This is a genomic window from Sulfitobacter aestuarii, assembly GCF_042685005.1.
GTDB classification, from domain to species: Bacteria; Pseudomonadota; Alphaproteobacteria; order Rhodobacterales; family Rhodobacteraceae; genus Sulfitobacter; species Sulfitobacter aestuarii.
Genome location: NZ_JBHUMP010000002.1, coordinates 408,516 through 424,642 on the forward strand (window position 1 = coordinate 408,516; position 16,127 = coordinate 424,642).

Sequence of the window (16,127 nt, forward strand, 5' to 3'; positions counted from 1 at the left end):
CTCCGGGAGGCGGCAATCCGGCGTGCAGCCCTCTGCAGAAAGGGTGGGATGAAGAAATTTCGGGCCTCCGGCGGAGGTATTTTCGGTCAGAAGAAGCCTCATGCCCGGCCCGTCTTCTGAGCCATGTCATGGGCGAGCCTGATGGCCTCGATCATGCTGCTCGGGTTGGCGCGGTTCTGTCCCGCGATGTCAAAGGCGGTGCCGTGATCGGGCGAGGTGCGGATGAAGGGCAGGCCGAGCGTAACGTTGACGCCGCGGTCGAAGTCGAGCGTCTTGATCGGGATCAGCGCCTGATCGTGATACATGCAGATCGCCGCATCATAGCGCGCCCGTGCCGCCGGGTGGAACATCGTATCGGCAGGCAGCGGCCCGTTGAGATCATGGCCTTCGTCCCTCATTTGCCGGATCAGCGGTGCGATCCAGTCGAGCTCCTGCCGCCCCATGGCGCCTTCTTCCCCGGCATGGGGATTGAGCCCGGCAATGGCGATACGCGGTGCGGCGAGGCCGAAATAGCGGCGCAGATCGGTCGCAGTGATTTCGATGACCCGGCGCAGCTTGCCGGGGGTCAGGGCATTCGGGACCGATTCCAGCGCAATGTGGATGGTGGCGGGCACGACGCGCAGCTCCGGGCTGGCCAGCATCATTACCACCTCATCGGCCCCGGCAAGGGCAGCGAGGAATTCGGTATGGCCGGGATGGGCGAAACCGGCCCCGTCGATCAGCGCCTTCTTGTGGATCGGCGCGGTGCAGAGCGCGGCGGCCTGTCCGGTGCGGAGCAGCGCGACGCCCTCTTCGATGGCTGCGATCACGCCGCGGGCATGTTGGGGCTGGGCCTGGCCGGGCCTCGCGGGCGGGCCGAAATCGCGCTGTAGCACCGGCAGGGCATCGGGAGAGATCGCAGCGGCCTCGTCGGGATCTGTGATGATGCGATGCGGAATGTCGCCGGGCAGATGACGGGCATCGCCGATCCACAGCATCGGGATCCTTTGTGCCAGCGCCGCCCAGGCGCGGGCCGCAACCTCCGGGCCGATGCCGCCCGGTTCCCCGCAGGAGATGGCGATGGGCCGGGGGGCGCTGCTCATGGGCGACGGATGCGGGAATTGGCGCGCAATTGTTCCAGAAGCTGCGCGGAATAGCCCTCGAGCCGACGCTGGCGCAGGCTGTTGACCACCGCCTCTTCGCTGACCTCGGCATTGGCGCTGGCGGTGCGGCCGCAGAGCATCAGGAAGACCAGGTTCCGGCCATCGGCGCGGGTCAGCGCGGTCGAGACCTCGCCGGGGTCGAGCTTGGCCAGTTCGATGGCGATGTCCTGGGGGATCTGCGCCGGGCTCTCGCTCTTGCGCTCGAGCTGCCCGGCGGGACCACCCTGGTTGATACCGTAGAGATCATCGCATGTGTCGATCTCGGCACGGATCTGTGCCGCGCGGGTCAGCGCGGCGTCGCTGCGCCCGCCGGGGATGTGATAGGCCGCGTAATCGATCTGCGCGTAATTCTGCGCCGGGGCGCCGGTCTCCTCGATGGCGCGCAGCTGGAACAGGGCGACCGCATTGGGGATCGGCAGCGGCGCGGTTACCTCGCCCGGCGCGAGATCCCTGATCAGCGGCTGGATCGCCGGGGGCAGTTTCTCGAGCGGGGTCCAGGGCATCTGGCCGCCGCGCTCCCGCGAGGCGGTGGCGGAATATTGCCGCGCGAAGCTGGAGAATTCGGCGGTCGAGCGGGTCTTCGAGATGCGTTCGGCCAAGGCCGCGACCTCGGCGGCGCGCGGCGGCGGCGCCGGGATGATGATCTCGGAAAGCAGTACCCGCAGCCCGCCTGCACCGCGATCGGCAGCACGCGCCCGGTCGATCTCCGCCCGGGAGATCTGCACCCGGTCGGCATAGCGCGCGCGGATCAGCTCGCGCCAGGCGATGTTGACGGTGACGAAATCGCGGAACGTCTCTTCGGAAACGCCGCTCTGGTTCAGCGCTGCGATGAATTCATCAGTTTGAAGATCGGCACGTCCGGCGAATTCGCGCATCCCTTCGCGGATCGCTTCCGGCGGCAGTTCGAGCCCCGCCTCGCGCGCCGCCCGGGCGCGCAGGCGGTCGTCGATCAGCGCCTCGATCGCGGCCTCGCGCGTGGCACCCGGCGCGTTCAGCAGTTGCAGGAAGCGCTGGCGCTGCTGTACCTCGTATTCGGTCACCACCGCATCGTCGATCCGCACAACCGGTGCGAAAAGATTCTGTGCGGCGCCCGCCTGACCGAGCCCGATGAGCAGCAGCAGGGGCCAGAGACAGCGGCGCAGCGACTGTGAGATGTTCCTGGTTATTTTCCACATGAGCGCACGTATCTTTCTGTTCCAGTTGAAGCGGCGAAGCCGCGCAGGCCGATGTTAAAACCGATATCCGTCGAAGGCTCAACACTCGTCGAGGAGCTATAGCGGCGGCGCACCGAAAGATCGACCGTCAGGCATTCGTTGTTGTAGGTCAGCCCGAGCCCGGCCCGCGCGGCGCGATCGTCGGCAAGGTCAAAGCGCAGGTCGGCGGAGGCTTTCCACTGGCGGCTGACCGCGTAGGATCCATCGAGCGTGATCTCCGAAACGTCGCTGTCGCGCGCCTCGTCGGGATCGGCGGTGAGCCAGACATAGCTGCCGCCGAGATGTCCGCGGGCGAAATCCCAATCGCCGCGCAGTTCCGCCTTGGCGAAATCGAAATCCTCGTCGAACAGGCTGCGCCCGGTCAGCGAGAGTCCGCCTGCATTGGCAATCTGTCCGGCCACCAGCAGGTCCGAGCGCGTGCCGTCGAGCCCGGAGCTGGCGGTGAAATCGGGGTCCGCATCGCTGCGCAACACCTGCCCGATGGTCAGATGCGCGTTCCAGCCATGCGGGGAGAACCGCGCCCAGTTGACGCCGAGCGCCGCCACGGCCCCGCGTTCGCGCCGGTCGGGACGCGGGAAACGCGACAGGGCCAGCAGATTGCCCTCGTCGAATTCGACGCGGGTGCTTTCCTCGTTGGGGATTTCCAGGCGGTTGCCATCGACCCAGCCGAGCTGCGCCAGCGGTTCCAGCAGCTGCACCGCGCCGCCGCGGCCCTCTCGCCGCATCGGATAGCGCAGTGCCAGCGTCATCTCGGGCACCACTTCGCTGTGGTTCTGCGGCGTCGTGATATCCTGGGTGATATCGAAGAAATTGACAGAGACCGCGCCGTGCAGGTCCGAGACCAGGCCATTGTCGAAGGTCAGGCGGCGCAGATAGGCCAGCTCGGCGTTGATCCGTGCCACGTCCCGGCCATCGACGATCAGGTCGGGATCGGCACTGTCGAAATCGAGGTCGGAGTTGCGCCGGTGGCTGTGGGCCTGCAGGCTGAAGCGCAGCTCGCCGCCGAGCGCTTGCGGAAAGAAGCGGCGCTCCCATTCGCCATCGAGCACCACGGTCGGCTGGGTGTCATTGACCTCGCCATCGCGCAGGGATTCGAAGTTGAACAGGCTGGCGCGTACATATTCGTCGCGCCGCGCCCGGCTCACCGTCAGCTCGCTGGTCAGCCGGTCCTTGTCGGAATAGCCGTAATCCGTCAGATAGGCGCGGTCTCCCACCGCCTCGATGTTGAAATGCAGCCTGTAGTCGCGCGCCAGTTCGAAATCACCCTGGCCGAAGAAATAGCCGCGGGTCTCGCCGGGGCGTTCGTCATCGCGGCTGGCCGCTGTGTTGAGGGTGATCTCCCCGTTGCGGAAGGCCTGGCGGTAGCGCAGGTGCAGCGTCTGCGTCGCGGAGGAGAAATAGGGCGTCAGGGTCAGGTCGCGATGCGGTCCGAGGGTGATGAAATAGGGCAGTTTCAGCCCGACACCGAGCTGTGACGTGCTGCGGATACGCGGTGCGAGGAAGCCGGTGGCGCGGTCCTGGGTCGGATCGGGCAGGCGCAGCCGCGGCAGGTAGAAGACCGGCACGTTGCGGATGCGGAACTGCGCCTCGTCGAAATAGAGCTGCTGGGCCGCCTGGTCATGCACCACGCGCTTGGCGCGGATCTGCCAGAGCGGCGGACGCCCGTCGCCGCAGACCCGGCAGGAGGTGACGGCGGTCTTGTAGAGCTGGCTGTAGCGCCCCTCGACCCGGTTTATCTGCAGGGCGGCAAGCTGCAATTGCTGGTTCAGCACCAGACGCGCACCGGTCAGCAGGCCGGAGCGCAGCCCCTCGTCGAGTTCGGCCGCATCCGCGAGGATGATCGTGTCCGCGCCCTCGGTCAGGGTGATCGGCCCGACGATGCTGAGGGTCCCGGCCTCCTGATCGTAGCGGATCTCCGCCGCGCGCAGCCGCGTCTCCCCCTGCAGCGCCTCGACATTGCCCTGGGCCACCAAAACTCTGTCACGGGTGATGAACAGCTGATCGGCGACCAGCATCGCGGGGCTGGCGGCGCGGTCCTGTGCGGAAAGAGCGCCGGGAATGCCGAGCAGGGCAGCGGTCAGCCAGGCGGCGAGACGGCGGCGCATCAGCCGTCCTCGCGGTGCAGCAGGAAACCGAGCGCCAGCAGCATCGCCGCGACCGGCGGCGCCCAGGCGGCCAGCATCACCGGTATCTGCCCGTTCTCGCCGAGGATCTGTGCGAAACTGCGAATGAAATACAAACCGAACCCCAACAGAACAGATGTCAACACCGCCACGCCGGTGCCGCCAAACCGGGTATGGCGCATGGTGAAGGCGCTCGCAACCAGAACCATCGCCACGAGGAACAGCGGCCGGGCCAGCTCCGTCTGCAGCCAGACCTTGTGTCGGCGCGGCGAGAAACCCGCCTGTTCGAGCTGGCGGATGAAACCGGGCAATTCGTAGATCGAGACCGCCGCGGGCTTGCCGATGCTCTCGCGGATCCGCTCCAGGGTCAGGGTCGAGGGGATGGTCAACATCTCGAAACGCTGCGCGCTGCCTTCGGCGTTGATATTGCCGCGCAGGGGCCAGATCTTGGCTTTGCTGAGCGTCCATTCGCCATTCTGCAGCGCCGCACTTTCCGCCTCGATCCGCTGGATCGGCCCGCCGCCGGGCTCGTAGGTGATGAAGGTCACGTCAAACAGCACCGAGGCGTCATTGTTCGAGCGCCAGGCACGGATCACCGTCTGGCCATTCTCGCCGCCCTGGCGCAGCCACAGGCCCTCCTCGCTGATCGACAGGGTCGAGCGGCCGTCACTGCGATAGGTGTCGGAGAGCTGTTCATAGCGTTTGCCGGTGGCCGAGACGATGGGGTTGAGCAGCGCCACCGCCATGATCCCGATCAGCAGCGCCACCGTCACCGGGGCCACCAGAGCCTTCAGCGCCGATCGCCCGGCGGCGCGGGTCACCACCATTTCCGAGGACCGCGCCAGCGAGATGAACAGCACTACGGTGGCCAGAATCATGATCAGCGGCAGGATCAGGTTGATCGTCTGGGGAACATTGAGCAGGGTCAGCCCGACGAGACGCTGCCAACCGAGATCATAGCTGCCGAACTTCCGGGTCTGTTCGACCAGATCGACGAGCATCACCAGCGCGAAGAGCACCGCGGTGATCAGCACGAAGCCGAGGGCAAAGCGCCGGGCGAAATAGAGATGCAGGATCATGCGGCGACCTCGCGGCGGCGTCGGGAGAGCCAGCCCGGATGGGCTGCATAGGCAAGAAGCGCCAGCACCAGCAGCCCGCCGATCAGGCTGGGTAGGTAGATCAGCGGCCAAAGCGCGGCATTGTCCTGCACCACGTCCACAAGCGACGAGCGCAGCCCGTCGATGACCAGCAACAGGCCAAAGGCGATGACGATCTCGCGCCAGACGCCGAACCGAGAATACCCTCCGACCAGCAGGGTCGCGAAACCGATCAGCGCCGCCACAAGGCAGAACAGGGGCTGCGCGAAACGGGCGTGCAGCTCTTCGGCGATGTCGCCGGCGCTTTCGCCGGTCACGTCCTCCAGCGCCGCCCATTGGCCAAGCATCTGCGGCGTGGTCATGTTGGCGGAAGAGGGGTCGTCGGCGACCTCGCGGCGCATCAGCCCGGAGATATCGAAGGAGAAATCCTGGAAATTGGCGGTGGCCAGCCGCTGGTCCTCGCGGTTCAGCCGCTGCGCCATGCCATCGACCATGATCAGCGTCGTGCCCTCGCCATTGCGCACGAGATAGGCCTCCGACGCGGTATAGATGACCGCCTCGCGCGGCTTGCGGCGGTCCGACAGGAAAACGTCATGCAGGACCCCGTCGGCGCCGATCGCGCGGGTGTAGAAGGTGACCTGCGGGCTGGGATGCAGGAAGGTGCCCTCGCTGAGCAGCCGCGCCGTGACATTCTGCGCGATCTCGCGTTCGCGCAACTCGAGTTGCTCCTGCGCCATGGGCAGCAGGATATGGGTCAGGATGCTCATCATCACCGCCACGCAGAGCCCGTAGACCAGCACCGGCCGCGCCAGGCGCCAGGGTCCTGTGCCGGTGGCCTGCAGCACCGCCAGCTCGGATTCGTTCGACATCCGGTTGGTGACATAGGCCGCCGCGGCAAAAGCGGCGATCGGCAGCACGGTGGTGATCAGCTTCGGCAGGCTGAGAGCGGAGAATTCGAGGAAGATCAGCGCCGATTGCCCGTCACCGATCAGCCGGTCGAAGAGCAGCACGGCGCGGTTGATCCAGAACAGCGCGACGAGCACCAGCGCGAAGAAGCCGAACAGCACCAGCAGCTGCGACAGCATGTAGCGGTCGAATCTGGCCACTGCAATCTCCCAAGATGTCTGCCCGTTTTCACAGGACATTAATGGATAAACGCGAGCGGGAAAACTGCTATCTGGTCATGTCGGCGCCCGCGCGCTAGGTCTGGGGCGCAACCATCAAGAGGCACGCCACATGACCGACCTGACCCCGATCACCTTTGCCGAAACCGAGATCGACGAGATCGCAGGCCATGCCGGTCGGATCGCGCTGGTCCTCGACCCGGACGGCCGCCTGAGCCCCGCGGCGCGGCGGCTCAACAAGCTGACCCGCGGTGCGCTGGCGCGGCTGGTCGAAAGCGAGCGGTTCAAGAAGGCCAAGCCGGGCGATGCTATCACCCTGGAATTTCCTACCGGGCTCGCGGCCGAGGCGCTCGACGTCGTGCTGCTGGGCCGCGGCGCCACGCAGGAGGAGGCCCGCCGCGGCGGCGCGAGCCTCGCCCGCCAGCGCGGCGGGGCCGATCTGCTGGTGCTGGCAGGCAATCTGCGCCGGGTGGCGGAGCTGGCCTATGGTCTGGCGATGCGCGATTATGAGTTCGATGCCCACAAGTCCGATCCCCAGCCCCGCGGCGGCGCGGTGCGGATCATGTGCAGCGCCCCGGAGACTGCCGAGACGGCGGCGGCTCCGCTTCTGGCAGTGGCGCAGGGAACCTTCATGACCCGGGATCTGGTGAATGCCCCGGCCAATGTGCTGACCACCAGCAATTTCGCCGAGCGGCTGGCCGAGATGGAGAGCCTCGGGCTCGAAGTTGAGGTGCTGGATGAGGAAAAGCTTGCAAGTCTTGGCATGCGTACGCTTCTTTCGGTCGGGCAAGGCTCTGACAGCCCGAGCTACGTGGTGGTGATGCGCTGGAACGGCGGCGCCAAGGACGCGGCACCGCTGGCGCTTGTCGGCAAGGGCGTGGTCTTCGACACCGGCGGCATCAGCCTCAAGCCGGGGGCGGGCATGGAAGAGATGACCATGGACATGGGCGGCGCCGGGGTGGTTGCCGGAGTGATGCGCAGCCTCGCCCTGCGCAAGGCGGGCGCCAACGTGGTCGGGCTGGTCGGGATCGTCGAGAATATGCCCTCGGGCAATGCGACGCGCCCGGGTGACGTCATCACCTCGATGAAGGGCGACACGGTCGAGGTGATCAACACCGACGCCGAGGGGCGGCTCGTGCTCTGTGACGCGATGTGGTACGCGCAGGAGCGGTTCAAGCCGGCAGCGCTGATCGATCTGGCGACCCTGACCGGGGCGATCATCGTCGGGCTCGGCCATGAGAACGCCGGGGTCTTCTCCAACGATGACGCATTGTGCAATGCCTTCCTGAAGGCGGCGGAAAGCGAGGGCGAGGGGGCCTGGCGGATGCCGCTCGGCCAGGCCTATGACGACCTGCTGAAAAGCCGCATCGCCGACATGAAGAACATTGGAGGCCGCCCGGCGGGTTCGATCACGGCGGCGCAATTCCTCAAGCGCTTCGTCAAGAATGACATGCCGTGGATCCATCTCGATATTGCAGGGGTGGCGCTGGTGAAATCCGATACGACGCTCGCCCCGAAAGGCGCGACCGGCTGGGGCGTCGCGGCGCTGAACCGGCTGATCGCGGAGCGCTACGAGACCAAGGCCGACGATCAGGCCGGGTAAGGAAGGAAGCCAGTCTTGGGCGCTGCATTTTTCTATCACCTGACCCGCAGGTCGCTGGCCGAGACGCTGGCGAAGCTGCTGGAGAAATCGCTGGCCAATGGCTGGCGGGTGCAGGTCCGCGGCCGTGACCTTGCGGGGCTGGAAGCGCTTGATCAGGCGCTCTGGCTGCGGCCCGAGGAATCCTTCTTGCCGCATGGCATGGCGGGGGGTGCGCATGATGCGGATCAGCCGGTGCTGCTCGGCACCGGCGCGGAACTGAGCAACGGGGCGTGCTGCATCATGGCGGTGCAGGGCGCCGAGGTCAGCGCCGAAGAGGTCGCGGCGCTGGAGCGGGTCTGTATCCTGTTTGACGGAGAGGATGCGGAGGCGGTCGCCCGTGCCCGGAACCAGTGGAAGGCGCTGACCGGCGCAGGCGCCAGGGCGCAATACTGGTCCGAGGAAAGCGGGCGCTGGGAGAAGAAGGCAGAGAGCTGAGCGTCCCCGCGGCTCAGCGGGTCAGGATCAGCTCCCCTTCGGCGATCTCGATCCGTCCCCAGCGCTGTAGATAGCCCATGCCGAGCAGGGATTGGCGCATGCTGCCCTGATTGACCAGGGCGGACACGTCGTGATCACGCACGCCGCCGAGGCTGACCTCGTCAAGACGCACGAAGGCGGTACGCACCTCGCCATTGGCGGTACTGGCGCGGCCTGCATAGTTGAGATTGTCGGGGTCGATCCCGGCGCGGGCGGCGTCCTTCTGGGTCAGCACCATGTCGCTGGCGCCGGTATCGACGACGAACCGGATCGCGGCGCCGTTGATCTGCAGGCTGAGGTAGTAATGCCCGTCGCGGCCGCGCGGCGCGATGATCTGGCCGCTGGCGCTGCTGTTGATCTGGGTGCCGCGGCTGTCGCGGCTGAGGTCCAGCCACAGCCCCGCCGCGGCCACGGCCGCGAGGAAGATCAGCCCCCAGACCGCCGCCTGCTGCAGCGTCTTGTTGAGGCCGGTGCGGCCGCTCATGAAAAACCAGCCCGCGATCATCGCCAGCAGCACCAGATAGATCAGGCGGCCGGTCTCGATCTGTTCCATGTCCTCTCCCCCCGGTTGCTCGCGCAAGATATAGGCATCAAGCCTCGCCGCGTCAGCCCGGACCGTTGCCAAATCCGAAGGCGGTGAGCCCTTCGAGCACGAATTGCACCGAAAGGGCGGCCAGCAACATGCCGAGCAGCCGGGTGACGATGTTGATCCCGGTCTTGCCCAGGGCGCGCTCCAGATGTCCGCTAACCTGTAGCGTCAGCGCCATGACCACCAGCGTCAGCGCGGTGATGACCAGCACGGTGATCAGCCCTTCGGCGCCGGGTTTCTCGCCGGTGAGCAGGATCACCGAGGCGATGGCGCCGGGGCCGGCGATCAGCGGGATTGCCAGCGGGAAGACCGACGGATCGTCATGATCCTCGCCATCGGCCCGGTCCTCGCGGCGCTTGGTGCGCCGGTCAAACAACATGTCAAAGGCGGTGAGAAACAACAGGATGCCCCCCGCGACCCGGAAGGCGGGCATCGAAATGCCGATGAAGCCGAGCACCGCTTCGCCGAAGGCCGCGAAGACCGCGAGGATCAGCCCGGCGACGAAGACCGCGCGCCAGGCGATGCGGCGCCGCTCGGCGGCGGTAAGGCCCCGGGTGATGGCGAGGAACAGCGGCGCGATCGCGATCGGGTCGACCACCACGAACATGGTGACGAGGGCGGTGATCATATAGGCGGTGTCGAGCTGCATCACTGTTCCGATCGGGGGCCGGCCCCCGGACCCCCGGAGTATTTAGAGCATAGAGAAGCGGATCAGGCCGACGCCTTTTCGAGCTTTTCCAACGCTGACATCCACAGCGCTTCGGCGCGTTCAAGCGCCTCCATCACCTCGGCGTATTTCTTGTTCCAGACTTCAAGTTCGCCGATCTTGTCGCTTTCGTAAAGGGCCGGATCGGCGAGCTTTTTCGCCAGCTTGTCGCGCATTTCGTTGATCTTGGTGACGCGGGCCTCGGATTTGCGGACTTCCGAGCGCAGGGCGAGAATATCCTCGCGGCTGGCGCGTCTGGGCTTGGGCGCTTCCTTGGGCTTGGCGGCCTTGCTGACCGGCTTCTCCGGAGTGAGGAGCATTCTGCGATAGGCTTCGAGATCGTCGTCATAGGGTTTGACGGTACCGTCAGAGACCAGCCAGAGCCGGTCGGCGACCATCGAGAGCAGGTGCATGTCGTGGCTCACCAGGATGACTGCGCCGGAATAGCGGGTCAGCGCCTCGACCAGCGCTTCGCGGCTTTCGATGTCGAGGTGGTTGGTCGGCTCGTCGAGGATCAGCAGATGCGGCGCGTGCAGGGTGGCCAGCAGCAGCGACAGGCGCGCCTTCTGACCGCCGGAGAGGCGGCCGACCTCGGTTTCGGCCTGATCGGGGCCGAGGCCGAAGCCTGCGAGCTGGGCCCGCAGCTTGGATTGCATGACGCCCGGACGGGCGGCGAGCATGTGCTGCAGCGGGGTCTCGTCGATGTTGAGCTCATCGACCTGATGCTGGGCGAAGAAGCCGATGCGCAGCTTCGAGGATTGCACCGACTTGCCGCCCATCAGCGTCAGTCGGTTCGACAGCAGTTTCGACAGGGTGGATTTGCCCTGACCGTTCTTGCCCAGGAGGGCGATACGGTCGTCCTGGTCGATGCGCAGGTCGAGACGCGACAGCACCGGCCGCTCGTCGACATAGCCGACCGAGCCGCCCTCGATCGAGATGATCGGCGGCGAGAGTTCTTCGGGTTCGGGGAAGGTGAAGACCTTGCGCGCCGCTTCTTCGGGCGGCGTGATCATGTCCATCTTCTCGATCATCTTCAGCCGCGACTGGGCCTGTTTGGCCTTGCTGGCCTTGGCCTTGAAGCGGTCCACGAAGCTTTGCATGTGATCGCGCCGGGCCTGCTGTTTCTTGGCCATCGCCGCCTGCACCGCGCGCTGTTCGGCGCGCTGGCGGGCGAATTGGTCATAGGGGCCATGGTAGAACGTGAGCTTGCGGTCCTCGAGATGCAGGATGCCGCCGACCGCGCGGTTGAGCAATCCGCGGTCGTGGCTGATTATCAGCACCGTGTGGGGGTATTTGGCCAGATAGCTTTCGAGCCAGAGCGCGCCTTCGAGGTCGAGATAGTTGGTCGGTTCATCGAGCAGCAGCAGGTCGGGCTGCGCGAACAGCACCGCCGCCAGCGCCACGCGCATGCGCCAGCCCCCCGAGAAGGCGGAGCAGGGCATCTGCTGCTCGGCGTCGTCAAAGCCGAGACCCTTGAGGATCGAGGCGGCGCGGCCCTCGGCAGACCAGGCATCGATGTCGGCCAGACGGGTCTGGATGTCGGCGATCCGGGACGGGTCTTGCGCGCTTTCGGCCTCGACCAGCAGGGCGGCGCGTTCGGTGTCGGCGGCCAGCACCGTGTCGATCAGCGAGGTCTCCGAGGAGGGCACTTCCTGCGCCACACCGCCGATCTTGGCCCGGCTCGGCAGCGTGATCGCGCCGCTGTCGAGCCCGAGCTCGCCGCGGATGATCCGGAACAGGGTGGTCTTGCCCGCGCCGTTGCGCCCGACGAGGCCGACCTTGTGGCCATTGGGAATGACGGCGCTGGCCTCTTCGAACAGAGGGCGGCCTTCGACGGAATAATTGATCTCGGAGATGCGTAACATGGCGGCGCTGTAGCAGAGGCTTGGGGAAGGGGAAAGCCGGATACGGCAAGCGCGCCGAATGGGTTGAAATGACCGGGCACCGGCGCGGGCGGTCTTTCCATGCCCGCAAAGCCGTGTTACGGGGCGGCCACATGAATCCCGGCCCCTGCATTGCGCGGGGCCTTGTCACAATTGGAGAGACCCCGATGGCCCTTGAGCGCACATTCTCGATCATCAAGCCCGACGCGACCCGCCGCAACCTGACCGGCAAGATCAATGCCAAGTTCGAGGAAGCGGGCCTGCGCATCGTCGCGCAGAAGCGCATCCACATGACCAAGGCACAGGCCGGCGTTTTCTATGCCGTGCACGCCGAGCGTCCGTTCTATGACGAGCTGTGCGAATTCATGGCGTCCGAGCCGGTCGTCGTGCAGGTGCTGGAAGGCGAAGGCGCCATTGCCAAGAACCGTGAAGTCATGGGCGCGACCAACCCGGCCGATGCGGCGCCGGGCACGATCCGCGCAGAATTTGCCGAGAGCGTTGGCGAGAACTCCGTGCACGGGTCCGACGCACCGGAAACCGCGGCTGTCGAGATCGCCTATTTCTTCTCCGGTCTGGAGCTGGTGGGCTGAATTCAGCTGTGCCGGAACGACAAGGCAAAGGCCGCAGCGATGCGGCCTTTTTCTTTGCGCGGCGCCTAGCCGTTCAGCGTCGGGTGATGCGAGGACAGACGGCCTTCGACGTCCTTGTTGCCGGGCGCATTGGCCATCTGGCGGCTGAGGTGGCGATCCAGCAGGTCGACGTTGCGGATGTTGGCGCGCCAGCCGATGTCGAAGAGGTCGCCGAGCAGCGGGATCGTCCCGATGGCCCAGTCGATGCCGACATTCGCCCCCATGCGCATCAGCGCGCTGCGCGGCACGCCGAGGCGGTGCGCCTCCTTGATGATATAGGCCGAGGGGGCCAGCGCCACGGCGTCGCCCACGCCGGGGATAAGGCCAAGGATCGCGTCCCAGCCGATGCGGGTACCGATCACCGGCAGGCGGAAGGCGCTGTCCATGTTGCGCGCCAGCTTGCGCAGGCGGTGCAAATCGGCGGCATGAGGGTGGTCTTCGGGGGACATGGGGGCTTTCTCGGCAGGGCTATCGTCTGGTTGCGGGGATCGGGGTTTCAACGCATCGCCGCGCGGCTGGTTCCGCGGGATCGTCCGGATCAGGCGGTCTGAGGAAACCCGCGCGATGCTCGCGGAGGTTTCGCATGCGAAACCCTTAGCGTTAACAATAGCTTAACGATATCCCCGTCAGAGACTTGCGTAATCGGTGATATCCGGTTTGGGTTTCTTCGGAGGCTCGGGCTGTCTTGTCGGCTCGTTCGAATTCCGATCCGGTTTGGAAACGTCTGGCTTGGCCATTGCGCTGCTCCTCCTGCCGAGGCGGGTGCCGCCGCCCGTAGGAACAGATTGCGCGGCAAAGCTGCCGGGAGCGGGGCGGGAATGTGGCGGAAACCTGTCAATCCCTTGTCGGATGAAGTGATTTTGTCGCTTCGGCCGGTTGCTGAGGGTTTGGTGGAATTGAATAAACGTGCAATTCTTTGCCCGGGACGCGGGGATCGGGGCGGCACAAGACTTGTCGTGGCCCGCGTGCTTGGATAATCACGGCCTATCCTGGACACATCTGTCCCTTCGTCCTGTTCACCGGATCGGATGGGTCGTTATCACGGTCACAGAAAGGACGAAATCATGATGCGGATATTGGCAGGGCTGGCCGCGGGGATCAGCCGGATCAACCTGATCGTCGGCCATTTGTTTTCCTGGCTGTCACTCGGCATCGTGCTCGTCTGTTTCACCGTGGTGGTGCAGCGCTATGTCTTCGCGGTCAGCTATGTCTGGATGCAGGATCTCTATATCTGGCTCAACGGGGCGATGTTCACGGCGGTCGCGGGCTTCGCGCTGCTCAAGGACGATCACGTGCGCGTCGATATCTTCTATCGTCCGGCACGGATACGCACCCGGGCGCTGGTCGATCTCATAGGGGTGATCTTCTTTCTGATGCCCTTCGCCTGGGTCGTCTATGTCTATGCGTTGCCCTTCGTGCAGCGTTCCTGGGCCTATAAGGAAGGGTCGGCCAATGTCGGTGGCATGCCGGGTCTCTTCATTCTCAAGAGTTTCATCATCGTCTTCGTGGCGCTGCTGGCGCTGCAGGGGGTCGCGATGATCTGCCGCTCGCTGCTGGTGCTGGGCGGACGCCGGGATCTCGTGCCGCCGATGATGGCCTATCTCGAAAAACCGGCGGATGCCGCCTACCAAGCCGACGAGGGTAAAGTCTGATGGATCCTGTAACGATTGGTGAACTCCTCTCGGGGCTGATGTTCTTTGGCATCATCGGCTTTCTGCTGCTCGGGTTTCCGGTGGCCTTCACCCTGGCCGGTGTAAGCCTTGGCTTCGGCGCGCTCGGCATGGCCTTCGGGGTGTTCGATCCGTCGAATTTCGGCTCCCTGCCGAACCGCTATATCGGCTTTATGACCAGCGAGGTGCTGGTCGCGGTGCCGCTGTTCATCTTCATGGGGGTGATGCTGGAGCGCAGTCAGATCGCCGAGCAATTGTTGCTGACCATGGGCAAGCTCTTCGGCAACCTGCGCGGCGGGCTCGGCTTTTCGGTGATCCTTGTCGGCGCGATGCTGGCGGCCTCGACCGGGGTGGTGGGGGCCACGGTGGTGACCATGGGGTTGATCTCGCTGCCCGCGATGCTGCGCGCCGGATATGATCCGAAGCTGGCGACCGGGGTGATCTGCGCCTCCGGCACGCTGGGGCAGATCATTCCGCCCTCGACGGTGCTGATCTTCATGGGAGACATGCTCTCGGGGATCAATTCGCAGGTGCAGATGGCCAAGGGCAATTTTGCTCCGACGCCGGTATCGGTGGGGGATCTTTTCGCCGGCGCGCTGCTGCCGGGATTGCTGCTGGTCGGGCTATACCTGTGCTACACGCTGTTCAAGGCTGTGACCGATCCGCAATCCTGCCCGGCGACCCCGGTGCCCGAGGATGAGAAGAAGGCGCTGCTGCGCGAGGTCTGTGTGGCGCTGGTGCCGCCGCTGCTGTTGATCCTGGCGGTGCTGGGCTCGATCCTTGGCGGTATCGCCACGCCGACGGAGGCGGCTTCGGTCGGGGCGGTGGGCGCAATGCTGCTGGCGGCGCTGCGCTGGCGGTTGAGCTTCCCGATCCTGCGCGAGACCATGGTGGCCACGGCGACGATCACCTCGATGGTCTTCATCATCCTGCTCGGCGCTTCAGTCTTTTCCGTGGTGTTCCGCCTGATGGGCGGGGACAACCTGGTGCATGAATTCCTCTCCAGCTTGCCCGGCGGTCGGCTTGCCGCGGTGGCGGTGGTGATGGCGATCATGTTCCTGCTCGGTTTCATTCTCGACACGTTCGAGATCATCTTCATCGTGATACCGATCACCGCGCCGGTGCTGCTGGCGATGGATATCGATCCGATCTGGCTGGGCGTGCTGGTCGGGGTGAACCTGCAGACCTCGTTCCTGACACCGCCTTTCGGTTTCGCGCTGTTCTATCTGCGCGGTGTGGCTCCGGCGGAGATGCCCACCTCGGCAATCTACAAGGGCATCCTGCCCTTCGTGCTGCTGCAGGTCCTGGCGATCGGGATCCTGTTCGCCTTCCCGGAACTGGTAACCTGGCTGCCGCGGTTGATCGCCGGTTAGGGCGCTACCGCTTCGGAGGTGCAACAAGGGCCCGCTGACTGAACGGTTGCCGGGCTCTTATCTTTGCGAACACAGGCTCAGGCGCGTCCGGGTTGGGCGAGCACCACGAGGTTTCCGTCCGGGTCGCGCAGACGGATGAGGCTTGTCGTGTCAGCGGCCTCGATGGCGGGCGGCGCGAGGCCCGCGTCGGCGAGTCTGGCATGTTCGCCCCTCAGATCGCGCATGATCAGCGTCAGGGTGCCGCTCCCGGCATGGGCCTCATCCTCGAAAATCTGCAGGCCCGCGCCGTCGCCGTGATGCCATTCCGCAAGGCCGGCCATCGGTCGCGCGTCCGGTGATCGGTCGAACAGCTGCTCGAACCAGCATATGCTCTGCGCCAGATCGCGGCAGGCCAATTGTGCGAAGATCTTCTCGATGGGCATGGGAACGCTCCCTTCGCGGATCAACGCGGGGCGGTCCAT

The 16,127-nt window shown here is 65.6% G+C and carries 15 protein-coding genes; 5 read left to right on the forward strand and 10 right to left on the reverse strand.

What is annotated here, in order from left to right:
• Positions 1 to 98: 98 nt before the first annotated feature.
• Genes pdxA through lptF form a run of 5 tightly spaced genes read right to left on the reverse strand, consistent with a single transcriptional unit; the run spans position 99 to position 6,682 of the window.
• Complete coding sequence (gene pdxA, locus ACFSUD_RS04250) at positions 99 to 1,082, reverse strand: 4-hydroxythreonine-4-phosphate dehydrogenase PdxA (RefSeq protein WP_386371775.1); 984 nt, start codon at positions 1,080 to 1,082, stop codon at positions 99 to 101.
• The gene (locus ACFSUD_RS04255; RefSeq protein ID WP_386371776.1) at positions 1,079 to 2,317 is read right to left on the reverse strand and encodes a peptidylprolyl isomerase; all 1,239 of its coding nucleotides are present in this window, start codon (positions 2,315 to 2,317) and stop codon (positions 1,079 to 1,081) included. The genes pdxA and ACFSUD_RS04255 overlap by 4 nt, the downstream gene beginning before the upstream one ends.
• A complete protein-coding gene (locus ACFSUD_RS04260; protein WP_386371777.1) occupies positions 2,305 to 4,461 on the reverse strand; it encodes an LPS-assembly protein LptD in 2,157 nt (718 codons plus the stop codon). The genes ACFSUD_RS04255 and ACFSUD_RS04260 overlap by 13 nt, the downstream gene beginning before the upstream one ends.
• Positions 4,461 to 5,558: an LPS export ABC transporter permease LptG gene (lptG, locus tag ACFSUD_RS04265; protein WP_386371779.1), complete on the reverse strand. Its 1,098-nt coding sequence runs from the start codon at positions 5,556 to 5,558 to the stop codon at positions 4,461 to 4,463. Before lptG ends, ACFSUD_RS04260 begins: the two co-directional genes overlap by 1 nt.
• A complete protein-coding gene (gene lptF / locus ACFSUD_RS04270; protein ID WP_386371781.1) occupies positions 5,555 to 6,682 on the reverse strand; it encodes an LPS export ABC transporter permease LptF in 1,128 nt (375 codons plus the stop codon). The genes lptG and lptF overlap by 4 nt, the downstream gene beginning before the upstream one ends.
• A gap of 130 nt (positions 6,683 to 6,812) precedes the next feature.
• Here lptF and ACFSUD_RS04275 point away from each other — a divergent pair, with 130 nt between their 5' ends.
• Together ACFSUD_RS04275 and ACFSUD_RS04280 are read left to right on the forward strand one after the other, a co-directional pair.
• The gene (locus ACFSUD_RS04275; RefSeq protein WP_386371783.1) at positions 6,813 to 8,303 is read left to right on the forward strand and encodes a leucyl aminopeptidase; all 1,491 of its coding nucleotides are present in this window, start codon (positions 6,813 to 6,815) and stop codon (positions 8,301 to 8,303) included.
• Between the two features lie 15 nt (positions 8,304 to 8,318).
• Entirely contained in the window at positions 8,319 to 8,777 is a 459-nt protein-coding gene (locus ACFSUD_RS04280; RefSeq protein WP_386371785.1) for a DNA polymerase III subunit chi, read from the forward strand.
• 13 nt (positions 8,778 to 8,790) lie between these two features.
• Here the strand turns inward: ACFSUD_RS04280 and ACFSUD_RS04285 are convergent, their stop codons facing one another.
• The 3 genes from ACFSUD_RS04285 to ACFSUD_RS04295 form a co-directional block, all read right to left on the reverse strand.
• Entirely contained in the window at positions 8,791 to 9,369 is a 579-nt protein-coding gene (locus ACFSUD_RS04285; protein WP_386371787.1) for a retropepsin-like aspartic protease family protein, read from the reverse strand.
• Between the two features lie 52 nt (positions 9,370 to 9,421).
• Positions 9,422 to 10,054, reverse strand: coding sequence for a MarC family protein (locus tag ACFSUD_RS04290; RefSeq protein ID WP_386371789.1), 633 nt, complete (start codon positions 10,052 to 10,054; stop codon positions 9,422 to 9,424).
• A 62-nt stretch (positions 10,055 to 10,116) separates the two neighbouring features.
• Positions 10,117 to 11,976, reverse strand: a complete 1,860-nt coding sequence (locus tag ACFSUD_RS04295; RefSeq protein WP_386371790.1) for an ABC-F family ATP-binding cassette domain-containing protein — start codon at positions 11,974 to 11,976, stop codon at positions 10,117 to 10,119.
• Between the two features lie 185 nt (positions 11,977 to 12,161).
• On the opposite strand from ACFSUD_RS04295, the gene ndk reads away from it, so the two are divergent.
• Entirely contained in the window at positions 12,162 to 12,584 is a 423-nt protein-coding gene (gene ndk / locus ACFSUD_RS04300) for a nucleoside-diphosphate kinase (RefSeq protein WP_386371792.1), read from the forward strand.
• Between the two features lie 65 nt (positions 12,585 to 12,649).
• Here the strand turns inward: ndk and ACFSUD_RS04305 are convergent, their stop codons facing one another.
• Entirely contained in the window at positions 12,650 to 13,072 is a 423-nt protein-coding gene (locus ACFSUD_RS04305; RefSeq protein ID WP_386371794.1) for a DUF4112 domain-containing protein, read from the reverse strand.
• Positions 13,073 to 13,690: 618 nt separating this feature from the next.
• Here ACFSUD_RS04305 and ACFSUD_RS04310 point away from each other — a divergent pair.
• Together ACFSUD_RS04310 and ACFSUD_RS04315 are read left to right on the forward strand one after the other, a co-directional pair.
• The gene (locus ACFSUD_RS04310) at positions 13,691 to 14,275 is read left to right on the forward strand and encodes a TRAP transporter small permease subunit (protein WP_386371883.1); all 585 of its coding nucleotides are present in this window, start codon (positions 13,691 to 13,693) and stop codon (positions 14,273 to 14,275) included.
• Positions 14,275 to 15,666 (forward strand): TRAP transporter large permease, encoded by a 1,392-nt coding sequence (locus ACFSUD_RS04315; RefSeq protein ID WP_386371796.1) that lies wholly within the window; start codon positions 14,275 to 14,277, stop codon positions 15,664 to 15,666. The genes ACFSUD_RS04310 and ACFSUD_RS04315 overlap by 1 nt, the downstream gene beginning before the upstream one ends.
• A gap of 77 nt (positions 15,667 to 15,743) precedes the next feature.
• On the opposite strand, the gene ACFSUD_RS04320 is transcribed toward ACFSUD_RS04315, so the two are convergent.
• Complete coding sequence (locus ACFSUD_RS04320; RefSeq protein ID WP_386371798.1) at positions 15,744 to 16,088, reverse strand: VOC family protein; 345 nt, start codon at positions 16,086 to 16,088, stop codon at positions 15,744 to 15,746.
• Positions 16,089 to 16,127 lie beyond the last annotated feature (39 nt).